The following is a 23,783-nucleotide window of genomic DNA, read 5'->3' on the forward strand; positions in this document are numbered from 1 at the left end:
ACCCGGGACGGGGCCGGGGCAGGGCCGTCCACAGATCGCCGGAGCCCCTGGGCGGCTGAGGGGTGAGGCGCGAGGCTGGGGGAGTGGACGGCGGGCTGCTCTCGGCGCTGGCCGACCTGCTCCTGCCGCGCACCTGCGCCGGCTGCGAGCTGCCCGGGGCGGTGCTGTGCCGCCGGTGCGCGGCGCTGCTCGCCGCTCCACGGCTGGCCCAGCCGCGTCGCTTCCCGGCCGGGTTCCCGCCCACCGTGGCCGCCGGTGCGTACACCGGCCCGGTCCGCCCGGCGGTCAACGCGTTCAAGGAGCGCGGCCGCGCCGAGCTGGCCCGCCCGCTGGGGACCGCGCTGGCGCTGGCGGTCGCCGGGGTGCTGGCCGGGCTGCCCGCGGTCCCGGCGGCGGTGCGCCTGGTCCCCGTGCCCAGTTCCCGGGCGGCGCTGCGCTCCCGCGGCCGCGACCACGTCCGCGAGCTGACCGGCCGCGCGGTCGCCGAGCTGCGCGCCGCCGGACTGCCCGCGGCCGAGGTGCGGCTGCTGCGCCGCACCGGCCGGGCCCGGGACTCCGCGGGTCTGTCGGCGGCGCAGCGGCGGGCCAACCTGACGGGCACCTTCGCCCTGGCCGACGGCGTCCCCCCGCTTCCCGCGGGCACGGCCCTGGTCGTCGTCGACGACGTCGTGACCAGCGGCGCGACGCTCACCGAGGCCGCCGCCGTGCTGGGGCCGGCGGTCGCTCCAGGGAGCCCGCCCGTGCTCGCCGCGGTGGTCGCGGCGACGCCCCGGCGGGCCGCTCCCGGCGGGCCGGTTCCGGTCCCGCCGGGTCCGCACCGTCGACTGTCGGGACCCGGCAACGGCGACTAGCGTGGAACCGATCACAGCCCGAACAACCGGGAGGTCTCATGGAGATCGTGGTCCGTGGCCGGAACGTCGAAGTCCCCGAGCACTACCGAACGCACGTCGAGGACAAGGTCGGCCAGCTCGAACGCTTCGACGGCAAGCTGAAGATCCTCCGCGTCGACGTGGAGCTCTTCCACGAGAAGAACCCCCGCCAGTCCGCACAGTGCCAGCGTGTGGAGATCACCCTCCGGGGCAAGGGTCCCGTCGTCCGGGCCGAGGCGAGCGCGCCGGACTTCTACGCCGCGCTCGACCTGGCCTGCGGCAAGCTCGACCACCGGCTGCGGAAGGCAGCCGACCGCCGCCGTGTGCACCACGGTCGCCGCACTCCCGCCTCCGTCCGCGTGAGCGGGGGCGCCGACACCGACGTCCTGGAGGCCCTGGACCGCGAACGCCAACTCTCGGAGGGGCCGCACGTCACCGACCTCGACGAACTCTCGGAGGGCCCGCACGTCACCGACCTCGACGAGCACCTGCCCGGGCGGGTCGTCCGGGAGAAGCACCACCCCGCGACCCCGATGACCGTCGACCAGGCCCTCCACGAGATGGAACTGGTCGGCCACGACTTCTACCTGTTCCAGTGCGCCGACACCGGCCGGCCGACGGTCGTCTACCGCCGGCACGCCTACGACTACGGCCTCATCCGGCTCGTCGACGCACCCCTCGACGGCCAGGCCGTCCAGCAGCCCGCCCAGCCCTCGGCGGCCCCTCTCTAGACCCCTCCCACGGAGGCGGGGCGCGCGGCGCCCCGCCTCCGTGCGCCTTCAGTCGCCGGCCACCCGCCCGAAGAGGACCGCGTCGGCCCGGGTGCCGTCCCGGCGGTCGAGGCAGGAGCGCACCACGCCCTCCCGCGTGAAGCCCGCTCGCACCGCCACCGCCTGCGAGGCCAGGTTCTCGACGTCGGCCACCAGGTGCACCCGCGGTGCTCCCCGTCGCAGCGCCCACTCGGCGAGGGCGTGCGCGGCCTCGGCGGCGTACCCCCGCCCGCGGGCCCACGGCGCGATCCAGTAGCCGACCTCGGGACCGAGCCGGCCCTCGCGCACGTGGACCCCCGCCGATCCGACGAACTCCCCATCGGCCTCCACCGCCACGGGCAGGCCCCGGCGCTCGGCCCGCTCGCGCGGCGCCACCTCGGCCACCCAGCCGTGCGCGTCGGCGCGTGTGTAGGGCACGGGGACGGAGGTGTTCCAGCGCTGGATCTCGGCATCCTGGCAGGCCCGGAAGACGGCGTCCTCGTCGTCGGGGCGGTGCGGGCGCAGCACCAGCCGCTCGGTGCGCACCACCTCGGTGGTCAGGTCGACGGCGGAGAGGTCCACCCGGGAATGGTCACGCAAGTCCGTCGGCCTGTCTCGGTCCCGTGCTGGGCACCGCCGCGAGCTGGGGAGGGCGGGGTCCTTCGTCACGCCGTGCCGAGGACCCGGTCGACCGAGATCTCCAGCACCACCCGTGCCGGGTTCTCCCGGGGGGTCCGGTACCGGCGGGCGTAGCGCTGCTCGGCGTCGGCCACGGCGGCGGGGTCGTCGCGCACCACCGCCGTCCCCTCGAGGGTCACCCACCGGCGGCCGTCGACCTGGCAGACCGCCACCCGTCCCTGGCCCGCGCGCACGTGCCGGGCCTTCGCGGAGGTGCCGGAGGTGATCACCCGGGCGGTGCGGGTGGCGGCGTCGTAGGTCATCCCGACCGGGACGACGTGCGGCGTCCCGTCGGGCCGCAGCGTGGTGAGCGTGGCCAGGTGCCGCTCGGTGAGGAAGGTGAGGAGGCCGGGGCCGAGGTCGTCCAGGTCGTGCGCCACCCGGGGATTGTGAGCGATCTGACGGGGTCTCGCGCACGGGCCGCCTACGCTGGTGCCCGTGGTGTTCTCGAAGATCCTCCGCGCCGGCGAGGGCAAGATCCTCCGGCGACTGAACAAGATCGCGGACGCGGTCGAGTCGCTGGCGGACGACGTCGCCGACCTCACCGACGCGGAACTGCGGGCCAAGACCGACGAGTTCAGGGAGCGTCTGGAGGAGGGGGAGACCCTCGACCAGCTCCTGCCGGAGGCCTTCGCCGTCGTCCGGGAGGCCGCCACGCGCACCCTCGGCCAGCGGCACTTCCGGGTCCAGATCATGGGCGGCGCGGCGCTGCACCTGGGCAACATCGCCGAGATGAAGACCGGTGAGGGCAAGACGCTGACCGGAGTCCTCCCGGCCTACCTCAACGCGCTGACCGGCGAGGGCGTGCACGTCGTCACGGTCAACGACTACCTGGCCAAGCGTGACGCCGAGTGGATGGGCCGGGTGCACCGGTTCCTCGGCCTGAGCGTGGGCACGATCCTCTCCGGGGAGCGGCCGGCGCACCGCCGGGAGCAGTACGCCTGCGACATCACCTACGGCACGAACAACGAGTTCGGCTTCGACTACCTGCGCGACAACATGGCCTGGAACAAGGCCGACCTGGTGCAGCGCGGGCACCACTACGCGATCGTCGACGAGGTCGACTCGATCCTCATCGACGAGGCCCGCACGCCGCTGATCATCAGCGGCCCGGCCGAGTCGGCCGGCAAGTGGTACGTCGAGTTCGCGCGGATCGTGCCGCTGATGAAGCGCGACGTGCACTACGAGGTGGAGGAGGCCAAGCGCACGGTCGCCGTCACCGAGGAGGGCGTCGAGTTCGTCGAGGACCAGCTCGGCATCGAGAACCTCTACGAGGCGGTCAACTCCCCGCTGATCAGCTACCTGAACAACGCGCTGAAGGCCAAGGAGCTCTACCACCGCGACCAGCAGTACATCGTCACCAACGGCGAGGTGCTCATCGTCGACGAGTTCACCGGCCGCGTGCTGGCCGGACGGCGCTACAACGAGGGCATGCACCAGGCCATCGAGGCCAAGGAGAGGGTGCAGATCAAGGACGAGAACCAGACCCTCGCCACGATCACGCTGCAGAACTACTTCCGGCTCTACCGGAAGCTCTCCGGGATGACCGGCACGGCCCAGACCGAGGCGGCCGAGCTCTCCCAGACCTACAAGCTGGGCGTCGTCCCCATCCCGACGAACCGGCCGATGGTCCGCGAGGACCGCTCCGACGTCATCTACAAGACGGAGAAGGCGAAGTTCGACGCCGTCATCGACGACATCGCCGAGCGGCACGAGCAGGGCCAGCCGGTGCTGGTCGGCACGGCCAGCGTGGAGAAGTCCGAGGTCCTCTCCAAGCTGCTGGTGCGCCGCGGCATCCCGCACGAGGTGCTCAACGCGAAGAACCACGCGCGGGAGGCGCACATCGTCGCCCAGGCCGGGCGGCTGGGGGCGGTCACCGTGGCGACCAACATGGCCGGCCGCGGCACCGACATCCAGCTCGGCGGCAACACCGAGTTCATCGCCGACGAGGAGCTGCGCGCCCGCGGCCTGTCGCCGGCGGAGACGCCGGAGGAGTACGAGGCCGCCTGGGACGACGCGCTGGCCAAGGCCAAGGAGCAGGTGGAGGCCGAGCACCAGGAGGTCACCGACGCCGGCGGCCTGTACGTGCTGGGCACCGAGCGGCACGAGAGCCGGCGGATCGACAACCAGCTGCGCGGCCGGTCGGGCCGGCAGGGCGACCCGGGCGAGTCGCGGTTCTACCTCTCCCTCGGCGACGACCTGATGCGCCGGTTCAACGGGCCGATGCTCGAGTCGATGATGACCACGCTGCGCGTCCCCGACGACCAGCCGATCGAGTCGAAGATGGTCACCCGGGCGATCCGCTCGGCGCAGACCCAGGTCGAGCAGCAGAACTTCGAGGTCCGCAAGGACGTCCTCAAGTACGACGAGGTGCTCAACCGCCAGCGCACCGTCATCTACGACGAGCGCCGCAAGATCCTCGACGGCGAGGACCTCGCCGACCAGGTCCAGGCCATGGTGGACGACGTCATCAGCGCCTACGTCGACGGCGCGACCGAGACCGGCTACGCCGAGGACTGGGACCTCGACCAGCTGTGGAGCGGCCTCAAGGCGCTCTACCCGGTCGGCTTCCCCGTCGACAACCTGCTCGAGCGCGTCGCCGACGGCGAGCAGGCCGCGCTCACGGCCGACGTCCTGAAGAAGGAGCTGCTGGCCGACGTCCACCGCGCCTACGAGGAGCGGGAGACGGCGCTGGGCTCGGGGGTCATGCGGGAGCTGGAGCGGCGGGTGCTGCTCTCCGTGCTCGACCGCAAGTGGCGCGAGCACCTCTACGAGATGGACTACCTGCGGGCCGGCATCCACCTGCGCGCGATGGCCAACCGCGACCCGGTCGTGGAGTACCAGCGCGAGGGCTACGACATGTTCAACGTGATGCTCGACGGCATCAAGGAGGAGTCGGTCGGCTTCCTGTTCAACCTGGAGGTCAAGACCAAGGAGCAGCAGGCGGCCGAGGCCCAGGCCAAGCAGGCGCAAGCCGAGGCCGCCGCGCTGGCCGCCGCCCAGGAGGGCACCCGGCGGGTGCTGGCCCGCCAGGCGGCCGTCCAGGCCGCCCCGGCGCCGACCGCTGTGGACGGTGACGGCGCTCCGGCCCCGGCGGCTGCGGCGGCCCCGGCGCCCGCGGCTCCTCCGGCTCCGGCGCCCGCTGCTCCCTCCGCGCCCGCTCCCGCGGCGGAGGCTCCCTCCGCCGCGGCTCCCGCTCCGGCCCCGTCCGCGGCTCCGGCGCCGTCCGCCCGCCGGTCGGGTGCGGCCAAGGCCGAGCCCGCGGCGGCGCAGACCGCTCCGGCGGCGCCCGAGGCCGCGCCGTCGGACACCGGCCCGGAGCTGGCGGTCAAGGGGCTGGACGAGCCGCGGCGCAGCCCGGAGGACCTCACCTACTCCGCGCCGAGCCTGGACGCGTCGGCCAAGGACGCCGGCCGGGCGAAGGCCGCGAAGTCGGCCACGGTGACCGGCACCAAGGAGCCGGCGCGCAACGCGCCCTGCCCCTGCGGTTCGGGCAAGAAGTACAAGGTCTGCCACGGGGCGCCGTCCCGCTCCTGAGTGGAGGAACCCCGTCCTCCCTGGACGGGGCCGTTCCCGACGACGCCCCCGCCGGTTCGCCGGCGGGGGCGTCGTCGTCTCGTCAGGCACCGTCCCGGGTCCCGCGCGGGAGGGTCCTCCCGGGGTCCTGCTCAGCCGATCTGCAGAGCGGTGCAGCGCCACCGGCCGTCGATGCCCTCCAGCCTTGCGGCGACCGCGTGCGCCCGACCGGAGCGGCGCGCCACCGCGCTGACCTCGGCGACGCCGTCGACCGGCTCGCAGACGTGCACCCGCCCGAGCAGCAGCGGCGCGGTGCCGCCCGAGCACCAGCGGGGGCGGCGCCCGCTGCTCAGTGCGGCGTAGACACCGACCGACGTCAGCGGCTGCACCTGGGTGAGCGGTCGCCGGCCGGCCAGCGCCTCCAGGGTCAACGTGAGCAGCCGCCGTCCGGCCAGGTGCGGGTCGGGGAGGTCGGCGCGCCCCGACCAGGTCGGCTCGAACCCCGCAGGGTAGGAGCCGGGCTGGAGCTCAGGACGCGGCCGGGGACCGGGCCGGTGCACCGGCCGCGGCACCGGCACACCGGGGAGGACGAGCCTGAGGGCCGGTCCCTCCTCCAGCGGCGGCTGCGGCGTCGGGACGACGGTCAGCCGCAGGGTGGCGGCGCTGAGGACCTGCCGCTCGGTGTCGGCGGGGGAGGGTGCGGTCATCGGGGGCTCCAGGGCTCGGGAGTCGGCGGGGTCATCGCGCGGGTGGGTGCAGGACCTGGCCGGGGAGGAGCAGGTCGGGGTCGGGGCCGATCACCGCGGCGTTGGCCTGCCACCAGGCGCGCACCGAGGCGGCGATCTCCGCGTCGCTCGGCTCGCGCGCCAGCGATGTGCGCAGGTCGCCGGCGGCGATCTGCCAGAGGCACTCGCCGCGGAGGACGACGCGGTCGCCGGGACCGGGCAGCGGCCAGTCCGGGGCGGGGTCGGAGGCGGTCGGCGCCGGGGCGGACGAAGCCGGCGCGTCCGGCGCGGACTGCGGGGATGGCGGGGACTGCGAGGGAGACGGCGACGGACTGGGCGCCGACGTGGACGGCGCCGGGGTCGGGGAGGCCGTCGGCCAGTCGGCCACCGGACCGGCGGAGGGCGCCGCCGGTGCTGCCCCCGTGGTCGGCCAGTCCGGTACCGGGCCCGCGGTGGCCGCAGCGAGCGCCAGCCCGGTACCGGGATGCGCGGGCGCGGTGGTGCAGCCGGCGACCAGCGGCCCGGTCACCAGCCCGACCCCCAGGGCGAGCGCGGCCGCCCGGCGCAGGCCGGCCGGGAGCAGTCCGCGGGTCAGCGCCCGGGCGACGGAGCCGGCGAGCCCCGGGAGGCCGGAGAGCGCAGTGAGCAGCAGGCCGAGCACACCCCAGGCCCAGATGCTCCAGGCGAGCACGGCGACCCCGGACAGCAGCACGTGCTCCGGGCCGTGGGCGTCCACGACCCGCTGCAGGTCCAGGCCGCTCGCGAACAGCCGGGAGAGGTCCGGGGTGAGCGCGCGCAGGGCCGTGGCCACTGCCGCCATCCCCGCGGCGGTCGCCAGCAGGCGGCGGATCGACATGTCTCCTCCTCGACTCGGTCGGCGGAGACTAAATCAAGCAAACACAATCAAACGCAAGAGTCAGCATGGATCTAGGCTGTGGACAGGGGGTGGCGGTCATGCGCTGGCAGCAGTTGTTCGCCGATCTGCAGGCGGAGTTCGACGCGGCGGAGGTGGCGGCCGAGCGCGCCGAGGACGGCTCGCGTCGGCGCGCGGAGGCGGGTGCGGTCCGGCTGGCCGATCGGCTCACCGGTGCCCGAGGGCGGTCGGTGGTCCTGCGCTGCCGCGGTGCGGGGGACGTAGCCGGCGTGCTCGCCGAGGTCGGCAGCGACTGGCTGCTCCTGGTGGACGACCGGCGCCGCGACGTCCTCGTCGCGCTCCCCGTGGTGCGGACGGTGACCGGCCTGGTGCGGACGACGGCGCCCGCGGACCCCGCGGGATCGGTGCGTGCCCGGCTGGACCTGCGGCGGGCCCTGCGCGGGCTGGCCCGCGACCGCAGCGTCGTCCAGGTGGTCCTCGACGACGGGTCGACCCACGTCGGGACGGTGGACGCCGTGGGCGCGGACTTCGTGGAGTTGGCCGAGCACGCGGCCGACGAGCCGCGGCGGGCGGCGGCGGTGCGCGGGGTCCGGGCGCTCGCGCTGCCGGCGGTCGCGGTGGTGCGGACCCTCCCTCCGGGTCTGGACTGAGCCGGCCTCAGCGCCGGCGGGCGCGTCGGCTCAGCGCCGGCGGCGGCCTCCGCCGGCGGGGGCGGTGCTGTCGGCGTCCTGGGCGGTCTCGTCGTGCTCGGCGGCTGCCGGCTCCTCCGGGACGGTGCCGCCGCGGGCCTCGGCGTACTTCTGCTGGATGAACCGCTCGAGCTCGTCGACCTCGACGCGCCACTGGCCCCGGCCACCGATCTGGATGGCGATGATCTCCTTGCGGCGGACCAGCGCATACGCCTGCGCCCACGAGACGTTGAGGATCTCGGCGACGTCGTCGAGGGTCAGGAAGCGCGGTGTGGGCATCGGGGTCTCCGTCCGGTCCCGCACAGTCTGGCAGCCCCGTCCGGGTGGCATGGGCGCCGTCCACACCCGATCGTGTGGACGGCGACTGCGCGCATCAGCGTTCATATCGCATGATCTGCGTCCGACCGTGGCCCACCGAGCTCGTCCACGGTTCGTCGCAGATCGGAGGAACCGCTGGCCGTGACTCCTGCGCGCCCCACCCCGTCCGCGCCGTCGACGGCGGATCCCGTTCCCGTTCCCGGGCCCGTGCCGCGCCGCGTCCGCCCGCCGCGCTGGCTGGACCTGCGGCTGGTCCTCGGCGTGCTCCTCGTGCTGGGGTCGGTGCTGCTGGGTGCCCGGATCGTCACCGCCGCGGACGCCACGGTGCCGGTCTGGTCGGCCGCGGGCGACCTCGCCGCCGGCACGGTGCTCGCCGAGGCCGACCTCGTCCCCGTCGACGTCCGGCTCGACGAGGCCGCCGGGTCCTACCTCGCGACCTCGACCCGCCCGGAGGGGCGCACCCTCGCCCGCACCGTGCGCAGCGGGGAACTGCTCCCGCGGTCGGCGCTGGAGGAGCCGGCCGAGCTCGTCCAGCTCGCGCTGCCGGTGCAGGCGGGCTACGTGCCGCCGGGGCTGGTCCGCGGTCAGGTCGTCGACGTCTACGCCGTGAGCGACCCGGTCGCCGCGGCGCGGGACGACGAGGCCGGGGTCGCGCTGGTCGTCGAGGCGGCGCCGGTGCAGGCGGTGTCCGGTCGCAGCGAGGGCGTGCTGTCCTCCGCGACCACCACGGTGCAGGTCGTGGTGTCGGTGCCCACGGACACGGCGCCGGAGGTCCTCGAGGCGATCGGAGGGCGTCCGCTCGTCGTCGTCGTCCACGAGTCCGTGGATGACGGTGGCGCGGCGGTCGCCGGGACGGACGACGAGGTGTCCGCGTCGGCGGATGCCGACCCGACGGAGGCCTCGCCGTCGCGGTCGTCCCGGACGTCGGGCTCCTCCGCGCCGAGTGCCGCCGGGGACAGCCGGTCGTCGGAGCCGCGCGAGGCCGCTGCCGCGACGGGTCGGGGCAGCGCCGCGGAGCCGACGGACTGATGGCGCTGCAGGTCTTCACCGCCGTCACCGGAGCCGACTGGGAGTCGACGCTGGTCGGCGCCCTCGACCGGACCGACCACGGCGTCACCGTCGTCCGTCGCTGCGTCGACGTCTCCGAGTTGCTGGCCGCGGCGGCCACCGGGACGGGCCAGGCCGCACTGCTGTCGGCGGACCTCCGGCGGCTGGACGGCGACACGGTCGCCCGGCTGGCCGCGGCCGGTGTCGCGGTCGTGGGGCTGGTCGAGCCCGGCGACGACCGGGCGGCCGACCGGCTGCGCGCGCTCGGGGTCACCCACGTGCTGCCCGCCGACACGGAGCCCGACGCGATCGCCCGCGCGCTGCGCGAGGCGGTGACCGGGGGGCTCCCGGCCGGCCGCGACATCGCCGATCCCCGGGCCGCCCTGCCGGCGACGAGCCGGCCCGAGGAACCGGAGGGCCGGGCGCCGGGCCGGGGACGGGTCGTCGCGGTCTGGGGCCCCACCGGCGCCCCGGGCCGGACGACGGTCGCGGTGGGCCTCGCCGACGAGGCGGCCCGGCTCGACGTCCCGACGCTCCTCGTCGACGCCGACGTGTACGGCGGCGTGGTCGCCCAGGTGCTCGGGCTGCTCGACGAGTCGCCCGGCCTCGCCGGTGCCGCGCGCCACGCGGTCGCCGGCACTCTCGACGAGGCAGCCCTGGCCCGCCTGTCCTGGGCGGTGCGCCCGCGACTGGGGGTGCTGACCGGCCTGGCCCGCGCCGACCGCTGGCCGGAGCTGCGCCCGCAGGGCGTCGCGGCCGTGCTCGAGGAGGCGCGCCGGGCGGCCGACCTGACCGTCGTGGACTGCGCGTTCAGCCTGGAGGAGGACGAGGAGCTCTCGTTCGACACCGCCGCGCCGCGCCGCAACGGCGTGACGCTGACCGTGCTCGAGACCGCCGACACCGTGCTGTGCGTGAGCGGGGCCGACCCGGTGGCGCTGCAGCGCAGCATCCGGGCGCTGAGCGACCTGCGTGACGTCCTCCCCGACGTCGAACCGGTGATCGTGGTCAACCAGGTCCGGCGCGGCCCGGTGCCGGGCGACCCGCGCCGGGAGATCGCCGATGCCCTCGAGCGGTTCGCCGGACACGACGTGGCGTTCTTCCTGCCCGCCGATCGCCGGGCGACCGACGCGGCGCTGGCGGCCGGCCGCACGCTCGCCGAGGTCGCCCCCGCCTCGAACCTGCGCCATGAGCTGCGGGCCCTCGCCGCGGCGGTCACCGGCGTGCCGGCGCCGCTCGACGCCCGGCGCTCCCGGCTCCGTCGCCGGGCCGGCTGACGTGGCCGACACGCGTGGCGAGCGCCGGCCGGGCGACCGGGGGCCCGGGCCGGAGGGCGTGCGCCGGTGGCCGGTCGACCGCGGCGCGTCGTAGCGTGACCTCCCGACCAGGAGGAGACCGATCGTGGAGCGCCTGACCACCCTGGACGCCTCGTTCCTCTACCTGGAGAGACCGGACAGCCCCATGCACGTCGCAGGCGTGCTGGTGCTCGAGCCTCCGCAGGGTGGGCTGGAGGCCATAGCCGCCCTGGTCGAGGCGCGCCTGCCGCTGGTGCCGCGGTACCGGCAGCGGGTCCTGGAGGTCCCGGGTCACCTGGCCAACCCGGTGTGGGCCGACGATCCCGACTTCGACGTCGACTACCACGTGCGCCGCTCGGCGGTGCCCCGTCCGGGAACCGAGTCGCAGCTGCTGGACCTGGTGTCCCGGGTGACCGCGCGGCCGCTGGACCGGGGCCGCCCCCTGTGGGAGGTCTACCTCGTGGAGGGGCTGGCCGGCGGCCGGGTCGCGGTCATCACCAAGACCCATCCGGCGCTGGTCGACGGGCTGGGCACGGTCGACATCGGTCAGGTGCTCCTGGACTCCTCCCCGGACGCCGCGCTGCCGGAGCCCGAACCGTGGCGGCCGCGGCGGTTGCCGAGCGGGGTCCGGCTGGTCCGCGAGGCGGTCGGCGAGTACGTGCAGCAGCCCACGGCGGTGGTCGACACCGCGCGCCAGGCGGTCGCCGACGCGCGCTCCACCGGCGTGCGCCTGACCAGTGCGGCGCGCGGCGTGGCCCGCACAGCCCGCTCGGCGTTGTTCCCGGCCCCGCACAGCCCGCTCAACGCCGCGAACGGCAGCCAGCGCCGGGTCGCGGTGGCCCGGGCGGCGCTCGACGACGTGAAACAGGTCCGCAAGGTCCACGGCGGCACGGTCAACGACGTCCTGCTGACGGTGGTCGCCGGCGCGCTGCGGGACTGGCTGCTCTCCCGCGGCCAGGCGGTCGTCGGCTCGACCTCGGTGCGGGCGCTGGTCCCGGTGTCCGTGCAGGGTGAGGGGGAGGAGGCGCCGGGCAGCCGGGTGTCGAGCTACCTCGTCGACCTCCCCGTCGGCGAGCCGAACCCGCGCGTCCGGCTCGCCCGGATCAGCTACGCCATGCGCGGGGTGAGCCAGCACAGCCGCTCGGTCGGCGCGGAGACGCTGATCGCTCTCACCGGCTTCGCCCCGCCGACCCTGCACGCCCTGGGCGCCCGGGCGGCCCGCGGCCTGACCCGGCGGATGTCCAACCTGGTGATCACCAACGTGCCGGGCCCGCAGATGCCGCTGTACGCGGCCGGCGGCCGGATGCGCGAGGTCTTCCCCGTCATCCCGCTCGCTCCCGGCCAGGGGTTGTCCGTGGGCATCACCAGCTACGACGGTCAGCTGTTCTTCGGCCTGAACGCCGACCGCGACAGCGTCGGGGACGTCGACGTCCTCGCCGACCTCCTCGAGCAGGAGATCGGCGTGCTGGTGGAGACCGCCGGCTGACCCTCGGGCGAACGGCCGCGGTCGGCGCCGGGATACCGTCGCGCAGTCCACCAGCGAGGAGGAGCCTGCCCGGTGCGCGTGTACCTGCCTGCGACGACGAGCGCCCTGAAGACCCTGGTGGACGACGGTCGCCTCGCCGGTCCGCACACCGCCTTCGCGGTCACCCCGCGGCTGCGCGCGTTCTACGCACTCAGCGACGCCGAGGCCGATGTCGAGGAGCTGGAGTACGCCGCCCTCCTGGGGGCGGCCCGTGCGAGCCTGCGGCTGATCGACGTCGATCCGACCGCGGCTCGGCGCCGGGTCGTGGTCGCTGCCGACGTCCCCGACGCTGCGGTCTCCGAGGTCGAGGACCCCGACGCCGACCCCGGCGCGGTCCGGGTGACCGGGGACATCGCACTCCGCGACGTCGCCAGCGCGCACATCGACGGCGCCGACGCCGAGGACGACGTGCGCGCCGCGGTCAACGTCGTCCTCGAGGCGGACCTGGGCAGCGAGAGCGCGCAGTTCGTCGTCGACCAGGCCGAGGGGCACGAGCTGGCCTGGTACGCCAGCCAGGAGATCGGCACGGTGCTGGAGCTGCTCTGACCCGCCCGCGGGCGCCGGTCTCACGCCGCCGCTCCGACCCCTGCGAGGCCCGGCGTCCCGGCCGGTGACGCCGGACGCCGCCGAGCCACCTGTACCCGCTGCGGCACCCCGCCCGTCACCAGCCATCCCGATCCCGGGCGCCGGGGGACCGGTGTCCGGGGGAGCCGGATGCCCAGCAGGTCGGCGTCCCCGGGGGCGGGGCAGAGCAGCAGGCCGCCCCGTCCCCGGCGCAGCGCCGGCACCGGCCCCCGGTAGACCGACGAGAGCTCCGCCGCCGTTCCTGCGACGAGGACGAGGAGCCGGTCGGCTCCGGTGTCCGCGGCGATGGCCGTCAGCACCGGGGACTCGGCGACCATGCCGAGGTCGTCGACCACGACCGCCCCGCGCGCTCCGTCCAGAGAGGTGAGCCAGGACCGCCACCCCGCCACGTCCGAGTCGGCGATGCGGGTGCCGCCGCGATCCCCGGCGCCAGGCACCGCGGCTGCGCCTCGGACCACTCGGAGCACCGGCACCCCGGCGGTCGAGAGGTGGAGGGCGAAGGCATCGAGCGCGCTGCTGCGGCCGCTCCCCGGCGGGCCGGCCACGAGCAGCCCGCCCGTGGTGGCGAGGTCGACCCGGAGCACGGCGCCCTCGTCCCCGCCCGGTCCCACCGGGAGGGGCAAGCCCGGACCGACGGACGTGCGGGGCGTCGGCGGCAGCACCGGATCGGCCGGTAGTTCTGGTACCGACAGCGGGCGGCGTGCGCCCGCGGGAACCCGGTACGCCGCCGGCGGCGGCAGCTCGCGGGGGAGTGCGAGCTGGCACTCGACGGCGTCCTCGCCCAGCAGAGCGCGGCCCGGGGGCCGTCGGTCGGGGACGGCGCGGGCGGGGATGCCGGCGACGGCGTAGTCGGCGCGGTCGGGGAGGGGCAGCACCAGCCGGGTGCCGACGGCGCCGGCCAGCCGCCCGCCGGGCACGGCCCGGTCGGCCGTGAGCAGGCAGGTCAGCCCCACAGCCGCGCCGTCGCGCAGCAGCCGGAGCAGTGCTGCGGCACCGCGGCCGGGCTCCGCCTCGTCCAGCTGGGCGCTGAGCGCCTCCACGCCGTCGACGAGCAGCACCAGGTGCGGCCACGGCGCCGGCGACGCCCCGGCGCGCCGCACGGCCACCTCCTGACCCAGCCGGTCGAGCAGCCGGACGGTCCGCAGCGGGTCCTCGCCGCCGACCGCCGTCCCCGTGTGCGGCAGGCCCGCGACGCCGGCCGCCAGCGCTCCACCGCCGTGGTCGAGGACGTGGACGTGCAGCTCGTCGGGCGGGAGCGCCGCGACCGCCTCGGCGAGCACCGTGCGGAGGAACGTCGTACGGCCGCTGCGCGCGCCGCCCACCGCCAGCCAGCTCCCGCCGCGGTCCAGGTCCAGGACCAGCGGTTCCTGCACCTGCCGGTCGGGACGGTCCAGGAGCCCGATCCGCAGCCGCGACGGGGCGTCCGCCTCCTCGGCGGGTGGACCGGCCGGCAGGTCCTCGGCGCGCAGGACCTCGGGCAGCGCGGGACACCACGGCCGGTGCGGACGCGGGGTGCCGGTCTCCGCCGCGTGCCGGGACAGCGCCGTGGCCAGCCGGACCAGCTCCGACGGTCCGCCGTGCGGCTGTTCGACCGGTTCGGCTCCCGGGGACGGCCAGCGCAGCGTCCGCACCCGAGGGCCCTGCGACCGGGGGTCCGCGGCCGATGCCGGGGTCTGCGCGGCCTGGAACAGGACCGGGGCACCCGCACCGGCGCGCAGGAGCCCCCGCCCCGGGACGTCGACCGGCAGGCGGGCCGCCGCGGGCGTGCCGAGCACGTCCCTGGAGTCGGCCTCGTCCGTCGTCCGCAGGCAGATGCGGAGCGTGGAGTTGGCCTTGATCTCCGGGGACACCACGCCTGCCGGGCGTTGGGTGGCCAGCACGAGGTGGACGCCGAGGGAGCGGCCGCGTTGGGCGATGCCGACGAGTCCGGACACGAAGGAGGGCAGCTCCTCGGCGAGCCCGGCGAACTCGTCCACGACGATGAGCAGCCGCGCCAACGGCACCGAGCCGGACAGGGCGGTGAGGTCCGTGGCGCCGTGCGCGGCCAGGAGGGTCTCCCGGCGGGTCAGCTCGGCGCTCAGCGACCGCAGCGCCCGGGCCGTCGACGATCCGTCGAGGTCGGTCAGCAGCCCCACGGTGTGCGGAAGCGAGGCGGCGTCGGCGAAGGCGGCGCCGCCCTTGTAGTCGATCAGGAGGAACGAGCAGCGGTCCGGCGGGTGGGCGAGGGCCAGGCTGGCGATCAGGGTCTGCAGCAGCTCCGACTTCCCCGACCCGGTGGTGCCGGCGACCAGCGCGTGCGGGCCGACCCGGCACAGGTCGACCGTGGCGAGCCCGGTGGCCGTGCGGCCCAGCGTGGCGACGAGGGTGTCCCGGGACCGCGACCACTCGCCGTGCACGCAGCCGTCCTCGACCCGCAGGCCGGGGCGCGGCAGGTCGGGCAGCGACACCTCTCGGGGGAGCTCGTCCTCGGCGGCCGCCGGGGTGAGCCCGGCGAGGTCGCGGGCCAGCGCGGCGGCGACCCGCAGCGGCAGGTGGTCGACGGTCACCTCCACCGGACCGACGCTGCCGGCCCGGTGGAGCAGCGCGCCGGTGCCCGTCTCCCCGGCCGACTCCAGAACGGCGTCGGCCGCGACCGGCAGCTGCTGCCTCGATGGCCCAGCAGCCAGGACGACGACCCCGGCCTGGCGGGCGGCGCGCAGCGCCGTGGCCAGCCGGGGACCCACCGGACGGTCGACGACGACCACCGTCCACCGCGAGGCCGTGGCGTGCGCTCCCGGGCCGGTGGTGCCGCCTGCGGGCCCGCCGCGGGCGACCAGGCCGGCCAACCACCGCAGCAGCGGGTCGTCGTCGGCAGCTGACGAGGCGCCGACCTGCACGTCGTCGTCCGCGAGGTGGGGCAGCCAGCGTGCCCACCTCCAGTCCCGGAGCCGGTCGTCGGAGGTGAGCAGGGCCAGGGCCAGGTCGCCCGGGGAGTGCAGCGCCGCCAGCTGCGCGACCACGCCGGCCACCACGCCCAGGACGCGGGCGCGCGGACCGGTGACGCCCAGCCCGCCGGTCGCGGCGAGAGCGACGACCGCGGGGAGGTGCTCGGCGGGCACGGGTTCCCGGGTGCCGTCGGCGAGCACCCGCGTCACGGCGGTGGCGCCCGGGCCGGTGCCGACGCGGACGGTCAGCGCGTCGGCGTCGTCCCGTGACCGCCGCCAGAGCGCGGTCGTGCGGCGCCGTGCCGCGGTGGCGAGGGTGGCGAGGTCCGGGTGAGCCGACCCGATCGCGAGCACGTCGGCGCGGACGGCCTCGGCCACCCGTTCCTCCGCCGCCGTCAATGCCGCGGCGTGCTCGGCCGCCGCCCGTCGTCCGCCCCGCCGTCCGGTCCACCGGTCGGAGAGCCAGGTGCCGACCGCGACGACGGGACCGAGCGCGGTGAACACCAGGAATTGAGGAGTGCCGAGCACCCAGGCGAGGACGATGCCGGCCACCACCGGCAGGGCGACGGCGGCCCAGGCCAGCGGTCGCCGCGGAGTGCGGACGGGGGGTGCCGGGAGACGGACCTCGAGCGGCTGCCGGGCCTGGTCCAGGCGCGGATGGGAGCGCAGCCGCAGCCGTCCGCCGGGAGCCGGCTGCGCGGCCGCAGGAGGGTCCGTGGGGATGGCCGGCACCAGCGCGCTCGCCCCGATCCGCAGTACGGTGCCGGCGGGCCAGGGGCGGGGCCTCGAGCACAGCACCTCGTCGCCGAGCCGGCTGCCGTTGGTGGACGCCAGGTCGGCCACCGCCAGACCTCCGGCGCCGACGTCGACGAGGACGTGCCGTCGGGAGACGTCCGGGTCCTCCAGCCGGACGGTGGCCTCCCCGCCGCGGCCGATCACCTGCCGGCCGCGTGCCAGGGGAAGGGTCGTGCCCGCGTCGGGGCCGCCCACGACGTGCAGCTCCAGAGCGCTGGCCCGATCCGCCCCGGCACCGCGAGGCCCGGCGCGGCCCAGCCCGAGCAGCGCGCCGTGCGCCAGCGCGGAGGAGGTCAGCGGGACGTCGCCCGCGAGGCGCGCGGAGCCGGCCCACAGCTCCGCCTCGGGCAGTCGCAGCGCCTCGGCGAGGGCGGGCAGCACGGCGCCCAGGCGCTCGTCGCCGGCCGCGGTGACCTCGACGTCCACCGTGCCGTCGGCGGTGACGAGGGACCAACGACGGGCCGCGGGCGGGGAGGACTCGAGACGGGGACGCACGCGTCGACCCTCACCGCCGGCCTACCGGGAGCGGGCCGGGGCGGGACACCTGTGGACGGGCGCCGGGCCTGTGGACGACGGAGTGGGCGTACCCGGGCCGCGCCCTACCGTTCGCCGCGACCGGGACGGGCCCGGGCGAGGAGGAACAGTGAAGGTCGACATCGCCACCCTGCAGTCGATGGCCGGGCAGTGCCGGTCCGAGGCCGCCGAGAGCGCAGCGCGCCACGCCACGTTGTCGAGCAGCGTCAACGCGTCGGTCCTGGACGGCTGGACCGACAGCCAGGCCGCCGTGCGGTTCAGCGAGCTCTACGAGCAGTGGCGGCTGAGCGCACAGGGGGTCAGCGACGCCCTCACCGGCATGGGCGGGCTGATCGAGAGCGTGGCCGCCTCGTACCAGCAGCACGAGGCGGAGGTGGCCGCACGGATCAGCGCCCTGCTGTGACGGCGGCCGAAAGCGTGCCCGCTCAGGGCGCGGGAGCGCCGTCGGAGGGCACCATCGCCGGACCGCGGCGGCCGATCCGCCCGCGCAGTTCCCGTGCGGTGTCCGGCAGCCGCTCCCACGGGAGGATCGACAGGATCGCCACGCAGTGCGGCAGGAAGATGATCTTCACGCTGGCGAAGACGGCGACGTGGAACCCGAGCAGGAAGACGACCAGGGCCACCCGTGCGCGGTTGGACCAGACCAGCAGCATGAGCGGGGCGACGAACTCGAGGACGAGCATCGCCCACTGCGCGGCCACCAGCAGACCGGGGACCTCGAGCGTCCAGTCCGACAGGACGGTGCCGCGGCGCACGATCGCCCGGGCCAGCGTCGAGCCGGTGGCCCAGTCCCAGCCGCCGAACCGCATCTTCGCCCAAGCGGCCAGGAAGTAGGTGAGCATGACGGTCACGAAGACCGCGGCCATGGCGAAGCCGGCCGCCTCCGAGGAGCGGCGGTCGCGCCAGCGCACCCGCCCGATGGTCGGCAGCACCGCGAGCGCGACGAGGAAGGCGATCCGGTCGTGGTCCACCTTCCCGTAGCTCATCGCGATGACCATCCACTCGAAGTAGAGGAGGAACACCGCGGTGCCCAGCAGGCGGGGCGCTCGCCCGGTGGCTGCCGCCAGCGCCGCGGCCACGAGGGTCCACTGCACGACGTGCACCACCGTGGACGTGGGGACCGGCAGCGGGAGGAGCTGGCCGATGGTGAGCGGCTGGTAGTACTCGGTCGGGACATCGGCGTGCGCCCGGACCCACGCCGTGGTCAGGAAGACGTCGACCGGGACGAACAGGTAGGCGATGGTCCGGAAGACCGCGATCCGGGCCAGCGGCACGGGCCGGAACCACCAGCCGTGCCGGCCGGCTGCCACCCGGGAGTCGCCGGCCGGCTGGGAGCCGGGGGAGGAGGTGGCGCTCACGGGGTGCCCTCCAGGTCCTGGGCGACGAGGACGCTGTCGGTGACCTCGCCGGTCTGCCGGCCGTCCTCGAGCTCGTAGCGGCGCTGCACGACCCGCACCTCGACCAACGGCTCGGCGTCGGGGTGGTGGGCGGCGTAGGTGCCGGCCAGCAGGGCCAGCAGCTCCGGCTCGTCCACGAGGCGGGGCAGCTGCCCCTCGAACTCGGCCCGGCGCAGCCCCACCTCGCCGCCCGAGAGGCGGACCTCCACGTCGTCGGCGGTCATCCCGACCACGCGCGTGGAGACCACCGGACGGTCGGGGTCGGCCCGGGTCGAGTACATCTTGAACGGGCCGAAGGGGAACGAGGCGTCGGATCCCCAGACGGAACCGGCCAGCAGCACCAGCAGCACGGCGACGGCGGCCGTGAGCCGGACCAGCCGGCCGGCGGGGGAGAGCGTCACGACGCCGGCCTCCCCGGGATCACGAACGGGGGGAGCCGGTGGCACCCGGGCATCGTAGGATCAGCGCCCGTCCAGATGGGTCACCGACGCGGCGTCGTGGGCAACTGGCCCCTCGCTCGCGGAGGCCCTCCCGTCGTCGTCCGGGTCCCGCCGTCAGCGTCGACACCGGAGGACGTCCATGCAGTTCGGTCGGTACTACGAGGAGTTCGAGGTCGGGGCCGTCTACAAGCACTGGCCCGGCAAGACCGTCACCGAGTACGACGACCACCTGTTCTGTCTGATCACGATGAACCACCACCCGCTGCACCTGGACAGCCACTACGCGGCGGAGACCACCGACTTCGGCAGGAACGTCGTGGTCGGGAACTACGTCTACTCCCTGCTGCTGGGCATGAGCGTCCCCGACGTCTCGGGCAAGGCCATCGCCAACCTGGAGATCGAGTCGCTGCGGCACGTGGCGCCGACCTTCCACGGCGACACCATCTACGGCGAGACGCGCGTCCTGGACAAGACCGAGTCGCGGTCCAAGGACGACCGCGGCGTCGTGCACGTCGAGACCGTCGGCTACAAGCAGGACGGCACCGTCGTCTGCACCTTCCGGCGCAAGGTCATGGTGCCCAAGCGCTCCTACGGCGAGGCCCGGGGCGGCGAGCAGCCCGGGCGCCCGGAGCCGACGCCCCGCGGCTGAGCGCCGCGGCCGCACGCCCCGCGGCTGAGCGCCGCGGCCGCACGCCCCGCGGCTCAGCGCCGCGCGCACGCCCCGCGGTCGACCTGCCCGAGCGCACGCCCCGCGACGCAGGCGCCCGCGCTCGTGTCGCACGGCGGAGGCGCGCGGTCAGGAGGGCAGCACGCCCCAGCCGGCCAGGGTCTCGACCAGTCGCGGGGTGCACCGCAGCGCCGCCAGTTCAGCGGCGTCGGCGAAGGCGACCGCGTCCGCGTCGTCCCCGGCCACGGGGACGGCATCGGGGTCGACCAGGGTGCAGGCGAGGTCGACGACGTCGTAGACGACGCCGGCGCCCGGGATGCGGACCCGGCCGACCGGCGCACCCGCGCGCACCCGGAGTCCGGTCTCCTCGAGCACCTCCCGCTCGACGGCGGCCTCGGGCGTCTCCCCGGGCTCGACCCGTCCCCCGGGCACCGACCACAGCCCCCGGCTGGGCTCGTGACCGCGGCGGATGAGCAGCAACCGGCCTCGCGCGTCGTGCACCACGGCCCCGACGCAGGCCACCACCGGCGGCGCGGGATCGTTCGCGGAGGACACGCCCCGCACGGTACGCAGCGCCGTCGGTGCCAACGCTTGACGAACCCCTCCGGTCACAGGACGGTGATGCGCGATGACTGCCACCACGGTCTGTCCCCGGTGCGGTGAACGACTCGTCGTCCGCCCGGGGAACTCTGGCCAGGCCTGGTGCCACGTGCACGGCGCGGTGACGCCGCTGCACCACACGCTGCTGGTCGCGCACGACGCCATCGCCGCGGTCACCGCCGACGCCCGCGTCCCGGCCTGGGTGCCCGACCCCATGCCGTCGGGCTGGTCGGTCACCGGGCTGGCGTGGGGCGGGGAGCCCGGGGCGCGCGCGATCGTCGTGGACTGTGCCGGACCGGCCCCGCTGGGTGGCTCGGCCGAGCTGGTGCTCATCGCCGAGGAGCCGGGCACCGGCGTGGGCTGTGGCTACGCGGGCCTGCCCGGCCCCGACCCCGGTGATGTCCTCTCCGGACCCTCCTCGGCCGACGTCAAGGCGGCCGGCCAGCACGCGCCGCTGTGGGCCGTGCCCACCTCCGACGACCGCGCGGCCTTCGTCGGGGAGGCCTTCGGCGTCTGGTTGTGGCTGGTCATGTGGCCGATGTCGGCCGCCTGGCTGCTGGCCGAGCAATTGGAACTGCTCGACCTGCGCGAGCGGCTGTACCCCGATCTGCCGCTCGGCCCGCCGAGTGAGCACCTGCTGCCGGGGCCGTGACGGACCGGACCGGACCGGGCCGCAACCCCGGCGGCGTGTCCCGGGAGGGAGTCGTGAGGCGTGTGTTACCCATGGTGCTCGCCGCTGGGGCACCCCCGTCCCGGCGCTCCGCACAGCACCCACGGAGGTGACGGTGAACCTCAAGAAGGTCCTCACCTGGCTGGTCGTCGCCTTCGTCCTCTTCTACATCATCCAGGCCCCCGAGAGCTCCGCGGAGATCGTGCGCACCGCCGGTCACGCCCTCGGCGACGCGGCGTCGTCCCTGGCCGACTTCGTCGGGTCGCTGATCTAGCCGGGACATGACCGGCCCGGCACCCCGGCCCACCAACGGCCGCCGGCCCCGGTGGAGCAAGGACACCGACAAGTTCACGCTCCCGCAGGAGCGCCCGCCGGTGGTGGCCACCCGGCGGCACTGGGCGGTGCTCGTCGAGCCGCTGGTCAAGTCGCTGCCGGCGCTGTTCGTCGGCGGCTGGCTGCTGCTGTGGGGGGCCGGCCACATCGGCACCGCGAACGCCGACCGCGACAACCAGGTCGCCACCACCGTCGGCTTCCTGGTGCTCGTCGGCGCGCTGGTCTACCTCGGCCTGCGCATCGGTGAGTGGTACATGCGGCACTTCATCGTCACCAACCGGCGGGTGCTGCTGACCAGCGGGATCGTCGTCCGCACCGTCGCCCTCCTGCCGCTGCGGCGGATCACCGACCTCACCTACCGGGAGACCCTCGTCGGCCAGGTGCTGGGCTATGGCACGTTCCGCTTCGAGTCCGCCGGCCAGCAGCAGGCACTGGCGGAGATCACCTACCTGCCGCACGCCGACCAGCTGTACCGCAAGGTGAGCGACCTGCTCTTCGGCGGCGGCGGTGCCGCGTCCTCCGGGGACGACGAGGGTGAGCCCGAGCCGCCGTCGTCCCCGCCCCCGCCCACGCCGAGGGGCCCGCGCGTCGCCCCGGACGACGGACGGCGCGACACCGAGCCGATCCCGCGGGCCCGCCCGCCGCGCCGCCGCGTCGCCGGACGGCGGGTGCGGCAGGCTGACCGGTGATGCGGATCGACCTCCACACCCACTCGTCGGTCTCCGACGGCACCGAGCGCCCCGCCGAACTCCTCGCCACCGCGCACGCCGCGGGCCTGGACGTCGTCGCGCTCACCGACCACGACACCACGGCGGGCTGGGCCGAGGCCGCGGCCGCCCGCCCCGCCGGGATGACCGTCGTCCCCGGCATGGAGCTGTCCTGCCGGTGGTTCCCCGCGGCGGCGCCGCCGATCAGCGTCCACCTGCTGGCCTACCTGTTCGACCCGCAGCACCCCGGGCTGGCGCAGGAGCGGGCGCGGCTGCGCACCGAGCGGCTCGGCCGCGGGGAGCGCATCGTGACCGCGCTGGCCGAGGCCGGCTTCCCGGTGGCCTGGGACCAGGTCGTCGAGCGATCCGGGGGCGGCGTCGTCGGCCGCCCGCACGTGGCGCGGGCGCTGGTCGACGCCGGTGTCGTCGAGTCGGTCGACCACGCCTTCGCCACGCTGCTGCACCACCGCAGCCCCTACTACGTGGCCAAGGCCGACACCGACGTGCTCGACGGCATCGCGCTGGTGCGGGCCGCCGGCGGGGTGCCGGTCTTCGCGCACGGTCTGGCCACCAAGCGGGGACGGGTGGTCGGCGACGAGGCGATCGCGCAGATGGTGGCCGCCGGGCTGCTGGGCCTGGAGGTCGACCACCCCGACCACGACCCCGACGAGCGGGCGCACCTGCGCGGCCTGGCCGGCGAGCTCGACCTGCTGGTGACCGGCTCCAGCGACTACCACGGGACCAACAAGACGACGCCGATCGCCGCGTGCACCACCGCGCCGGAGCAGCTCGAGGCGATCCTGGCCGCCGGCACCGGCGTCGCGCCGTACCGGGACTGACCCGGAGGCGCCGGCCGGACGCCGCCACCACGCCGGCAGGGCACCGCCACCACGCCGGCAGGACGCCGCCACCACGCCGGCACCGCGTCCGCACCACGCCGTGCCGCGGTGCGCCGACCCGTCGCTGCCCGCGGCTAGCGTGGCGGGTGTGGGAGGCACGCAGCTGGAGATGCCGGGCATGCCGCGACGGCTGTTCCCGGCCACGCCGAGCAAGCTGGCGACCTTCGCCGACTGCCCCCGCCGGTACCGGTACGCCTACGTCGACCGGCCGACGCCGCAGAAGGGCCCGGCCTGGGCGCACAACTCGGTCGGGTCCGCGGTGCACGCGGCGCTGCGCTCGTGGTGGGAGCTGCCGCTGTCGAAGCGCACGGCGGTCTCGATCCGGCAGCTGCTCTACTCGGTCTGGTCCCCGGCCGGGTTCCGGGACGCCGAGCAGGCCGACCGCTGGCGGGCGCGCGCGGCCACCTGGCTCACCGACTACGTGGGTGGCCTGGACCCGGCCGACGAGCCGGTTGGCACCGAGCGGCAGGTCGCGGCCACCACCGAGCGACTGGCGCTGTCCGGCCGGGTCGACCGGATCGACCAGCGGGGCGACGAGCTGGTGATCGTCGACTACAAGACCGGCCGGGTGCCCAGCACCGACGACGAGGCCCGCGGGTCACCGGCGCTGGCCGCCTACGTGCTCGGTGTCCGCCGGACGCTGCGCCGGCCGTGCCGCCGGGTGGAGCTGCACCACCTGCCCAGCGGCACCGTCGCCGCGTTCGAGCACACCGAGCGCTCGCTGGCCAACCACGTCCGGCGGGCGGAGGACGTCGCCGCCGACATCGGCGCGGCGACCGCGGCGCTGGACGAGGGGCGGGACCCGGACGAGGCGTTCCCCGCCGCCCCGGGCCGGCAGTGCGGCTGGTGCGACTTCCGGCCCAGCTGCCCGGTCGGCCAGGCGGCCACCCCGGCGCGGGAGACCTGGAGCTTCCTCTCCGAGGAGGAGACGCAGGTCGCTCCGGCCTGAC

Annotated in this window: 24 protein-coding genes; 15 read left to right on the plus strand and 9 right to left on the minus strand. The window is 75.8% G+C overall.

Going from position 1 to position 23,783, the window contains the following annotated elements; genetic code table 11:
- The first annotated feature begins 83 nt into the window (after positions 1-83).
- Entirely contained in the window at positions 84-851 is a 768-nt protein-coding gene (locus ACI79D_RS11915; RefSeq protein ID WP_456918623.1) for a ComF family protein, read from the plus strand.
- Positions 852-889: 38 nt separating this feature from the next.
- The gene (gene hpf / locus ACI79D_RS11920; RefSeq protein ID WP_456918624.1) at positions 890-1,600 is read left to right on the plus strand and encodes a ribosome hibernation-promoting factor, HPF/YfiA family; all 711 of its coding nucleotides are present in this window, start codon (positions 890-892) and stop codon (positions 1,598-1,600) included.
- A gap of 48 nt (positions 1,601-1,648) precedes the next feature.
- On the opposite strand, the gene ACI79D_RS11925 is transcribed toward hpf, so the two are convergent.
- Positions 1,649-2,200: a GNAT family N-acetyltransferase gene (locus ACI79D_RS11925; protein ID WP_456918625.1), complete on the minus strand. Its 552-nt coding sequence runs from the start codon at positions 2,198-2,200 to the stop codon at positions 1,649-1,651.
- 83 nt (positions 2,201-2,283) lie between these two features.
- Entirely contained in the window at positions 2,284-2,676 is a 393-nt protein-coding gene (locus ACI79D_RS11930) for a pyridoxamine 5'-phosphate oxidase family protein (RefSeq protein ID WP_456918626.1), read from the minus strand.
- Positions 2,677-2,734: 58 nt separating this feature from the next.
- On the opposite strand from ACI79D_RS11930, the gene secA reads away from it, so the two are divergent.
- A complete protein-coding gene (gene secA, locus ACI79D_RS11935) occupies positions 2,735-5,833 on the plus strand; it encodes a preprotein translocase subunit SecA (RefSeq protein ID WP_456918627.1) in 3,099 nt (1,032 codons plus the stop codon).
- Between the two features lie 131 nt (positions 5,834-5,964).
- Here the strand turns inward: secA and ACI79D_RS11940 are convergent, their stop codons facing one another.
- Together ACI79D_RS11940 and ACI79D_RS11945 are read right to left on the minus strand one after the other, a co-directional pair.
- Positions 5,965-6,519: an Rv3235 family protein gene (locus ACI79D_RS11940; RefSeq protein WP_456918628.1), complete on the minus strand. Its 555-nt coding sequence runs from the start codon at positions 6,517-6,519 to the stop codon at positions 5,965-5,967.
- Between the two features lie 31 nt (positions 6,520-6,550).
- A complete protein-coding gene (locus ACI79D_RS11945; RefSeq protein WP_456918629.1) occupies positions 6,551-7,393 on the minus strand; it encodes a hypothetical protein in 843 nt (280 codons plus the stop codon).
- Positions 7,394-7,491: 98 nt separating this feature from the next.
- On the opposite strand from ACI79D_RS11945, the gene ACI79D_RS11950 reads away from it, so the two are divergent.
- Positions 7,492-8,061 carry a hypothetical protein gene (locus ACI79D_RS11950; RefSeq protein WP_456918630.1) on the plus strand — a complete coding sequence of 190 codons (570 nt, stop codon included), beginning with the start codon at positions 7,492-7,494 and terminating at the stop codon, positions 8,059-8,061.
- Positions 8,062-8,091: 30 nt separating this feature from the next.
- Here ACI79D_RS11950 and ACI79D_RS11955 read toward each other — a convergent pair whose 3' ends face one another.
- Positions 8,092-8,379 (minus strand): helix-turn-helix domain-containing protein, encoded by a 288-nt coding sequence (locus tag ACI79D_RS11955; RefSeq protein WP_456918631.1) that lies wholly within the window; start codon positions 8,377-8,379, stop codon positions 8,092-8,094.
- Between the two features lie 246 nt (positions 8,380-8,625).
- Here ACI79D_RS11955 and ACI79D_RS11960 point away from each other — a divergent pair, with 246 nt between their 5' ends.
- From ACI79D_RS11960 to ACI79D_RS11975, 4 genes are all read left to right on the plus strand, one after another.
- A complete protein-coding gene (locus ACI79D_RS11960; RefSeq protein ID WP_456918632.1) occupies positions 8,626-9,447 on the plus strand; it encodes an SAF domain-containing protein in 822 nt (273 codons plus the stop codon).
- Positions 9,447-10,739 (plus strand): AAA family ATPase, encoded by a 1,293-nt coding sequence (locus ACI79D_RS11965; protein WP_456918633.1) that lies wholly within the window; start codon positions 9,447-9,449, stop codon positions 10,737-10,739. The genes ACI79D_RS11960 and ACI79D_RS11965 overlap by 1 nt, the downstream gene beginning before the upstream one ends.
- Positions 10,740-10,863: 124 nt before the next feature.
- The gene (locus ACI79D_RS11970; RefSeq protein ID WP_456918634.1) at positions 10,864-12,243 is read left to right on the plus strand and encodes a WS/DGAT/MGAT family O-acyltransferase; all 1,380 of its coding nucleotides are present in this window, start codon (positions 10,864-10,866) and stop codon (positions 12,241-12,243) included.
- Positions 12,244-12,315: 72 nt separating this feature from the next.
- Positions 12,316-12,828 carry a DUF6912 family protein gene (locus ACI79D_RS11975; RefSeq protein WP_456918635.1) on the plus strand — a complete coding sequence of 171 codons (513 nt, stop codon included), beginning with the start codon at positions 12,316-12,318 and terminating at the stop codon, positions 12,826-12,828.
- 20 nt (positions 12,829-12,848) lie between these two features.
- On the opposite strand, the gene ACI79D_RS11980 is transcribed toward ACI79D_RS11975, so the two are convergent.
- On the minus strand, positions 12,849-17,081 hold the full coding sequence (locus ACI79D_RS11980; protein ID WP_456918636.1) for an FtsK/SpoIIIE domain-containing protein: 4,233 nt from the start codon (positions 17,079-17,081) through the stop codon (positions 12,849-12,851).
- A gap of 148 nt (positions 17,082-17,229) precedes the next feature.
- Here ACI79D_RS11980 and ACI79D_RS11985 point away from each other — a divergent pair, with 148 nt between their 5' ends.
- Positions 17,230-17,523: a WXG100 family type VII secretion target gene (locus ACI79D_RS11985; RefSeq protein ID WP_456918637.1), complete on the plus strand. Its 294-nt coding sequence runs from the start codon at positions 17,230-17,232 to the stop codon at positions 17,521-17,523.
- A 22-nt stretch (positions 17,524-17,545) separates the two neighbouring features.
- Here the strand turns inward: ACI79D_RS11985 and ACI79D_RS11990 are convergent, their stop codons facing one another.
- Together ACI79D_RS11990 and ACI79D_RS11995 are read right to left on the minus strand one after the other, a co-directional pair.
- Positions 17,546-18,478: an MFS transporter permease gene (locus ACI79D_RS11990; protein WP_456918638.1), complete on the minus strand. Its 933-nt coding sequence runs from the start codon at positions 18,476-18,478 to the stop codon at positions 17,546-17,548.
- A complete protein-coding gene (locus ACI79D_RS11995; RefSeq protein ID WP_456918639.1) occupies positions 18,475-18,918 on the minus strand; it encodes a hypothetical protein in 444 nt (147 codons plus the stop codon). Before ACI79D_RS11995 ends, ACI79D_RS11990 begins: the two co-directional genes overlap by 4 nt.
- Before the next feature lie 178 nt (positions 18,919-19,096).
- Between ACI79D_RS11995 and ACI79D_RS12000 the strand changes: the two genes are divergently transcribed.
- On the plus strand, positions 19,097-19,606 hold the full coding sequence (locus ACI79D_RS12000) for a MaoC family dehydratase (protein ID WP_456918640.1): 510 nt from the start codon (positions 19,097-19,099) through the stop codon (positions 19,604-19,606).
- 147 nt (positions 19,607-19,753) lie between these two features.
- Here the strand turns inward: ACI79D_RS12000 and ACI79D_RS12005 are convergent, their stop codons facing one another.
- Complete coding sequence (locus ACI79D_RS12005; RefSeq protein ID WP_456918641.1) at positions 19,754-20,179, minus strand: NUDIX hydrolase; 426 nt, start codon at positions 20,177-20,179, stop codon at positions 19,754-19,756.
- Between the two features lie 73 nt (positions 20,180-20,252).
- Here ACI79D_RS12005 and ACI79D_RS12010 point away from each other — a divergent pair, with 73 nt between their 5' ends.
- The 5 genes from ACI79D_RS12010 (at position 20,253) to ACI79D_RS12030 (ending at position 23,782) form a co-directional block, all read left to right on the plus strand.
- The gene (locus tag ACI79D_RS12010; protein WP_456918642.1) at positions 20,253-20,876 is read left to right on the plus strand and encodes a DUF6758 family protein; all 624 of its coding nucleotides are present in this window, start codon (positions 20,253-20,255) and stop codon (positions 20,874-20,876) included.
- A gap of 133 nt (positions 20,877-21,009) precedes the next feature.
- Positions 21,010-21,168, plus strand: a complete 159-nt coding sequence (locus ACI79D_RS12015) for a hypothetical protein (protein WP_456918643.1) — start codon at positions 21,010-21,012, stop codon at positions 21,166-21,168.
- Between the two features lie 7 nt (positions 21,169-21,175).
- The gene (locus ACI79D_RS12020; protein WP_456918644.1) at positions 21,176-21,916 is read left to right on the plus strand and encodes a PH domain-containing protein; all 741 of its coding nucleotides are present in this window, start codon (positions 21,176-21,178) and stop codon (positions 21,914-21,916) included.
- Positions 21,916-22,773, plus strand: a complete 858-nt coding sequence (locus tag ACI79D_RS12025; protein WP_456918645.1) for a PHP domain-containing protein — start codon at positions 21,916-21,918, stop codon at positions 22,771-22,773. Before ACI79D_RS12020 ends, ACI79D_RS12025 begins: the two co-directional genes overlap by 1 nt.
- Positions 22,774-22,921: 148 nt before the next feature.
- Positions 22,922-23,782 (plus strand): RecB family exonuclease, encoded by an 861-nt coding sequence (locus ACI79D_RS12030; RefSeq protein WP_456918646.1) that lies wholly within the window; start codon positions 22,922-22,924, stop codon positions 23,780-23,782.
- The last annotated feature ends 1 nt before the right edge of the window (position 23,783 follow it).

It is taken from the genome of Geodermatophilus sp. SYSU D00708, from assembly GCF_054050115.1.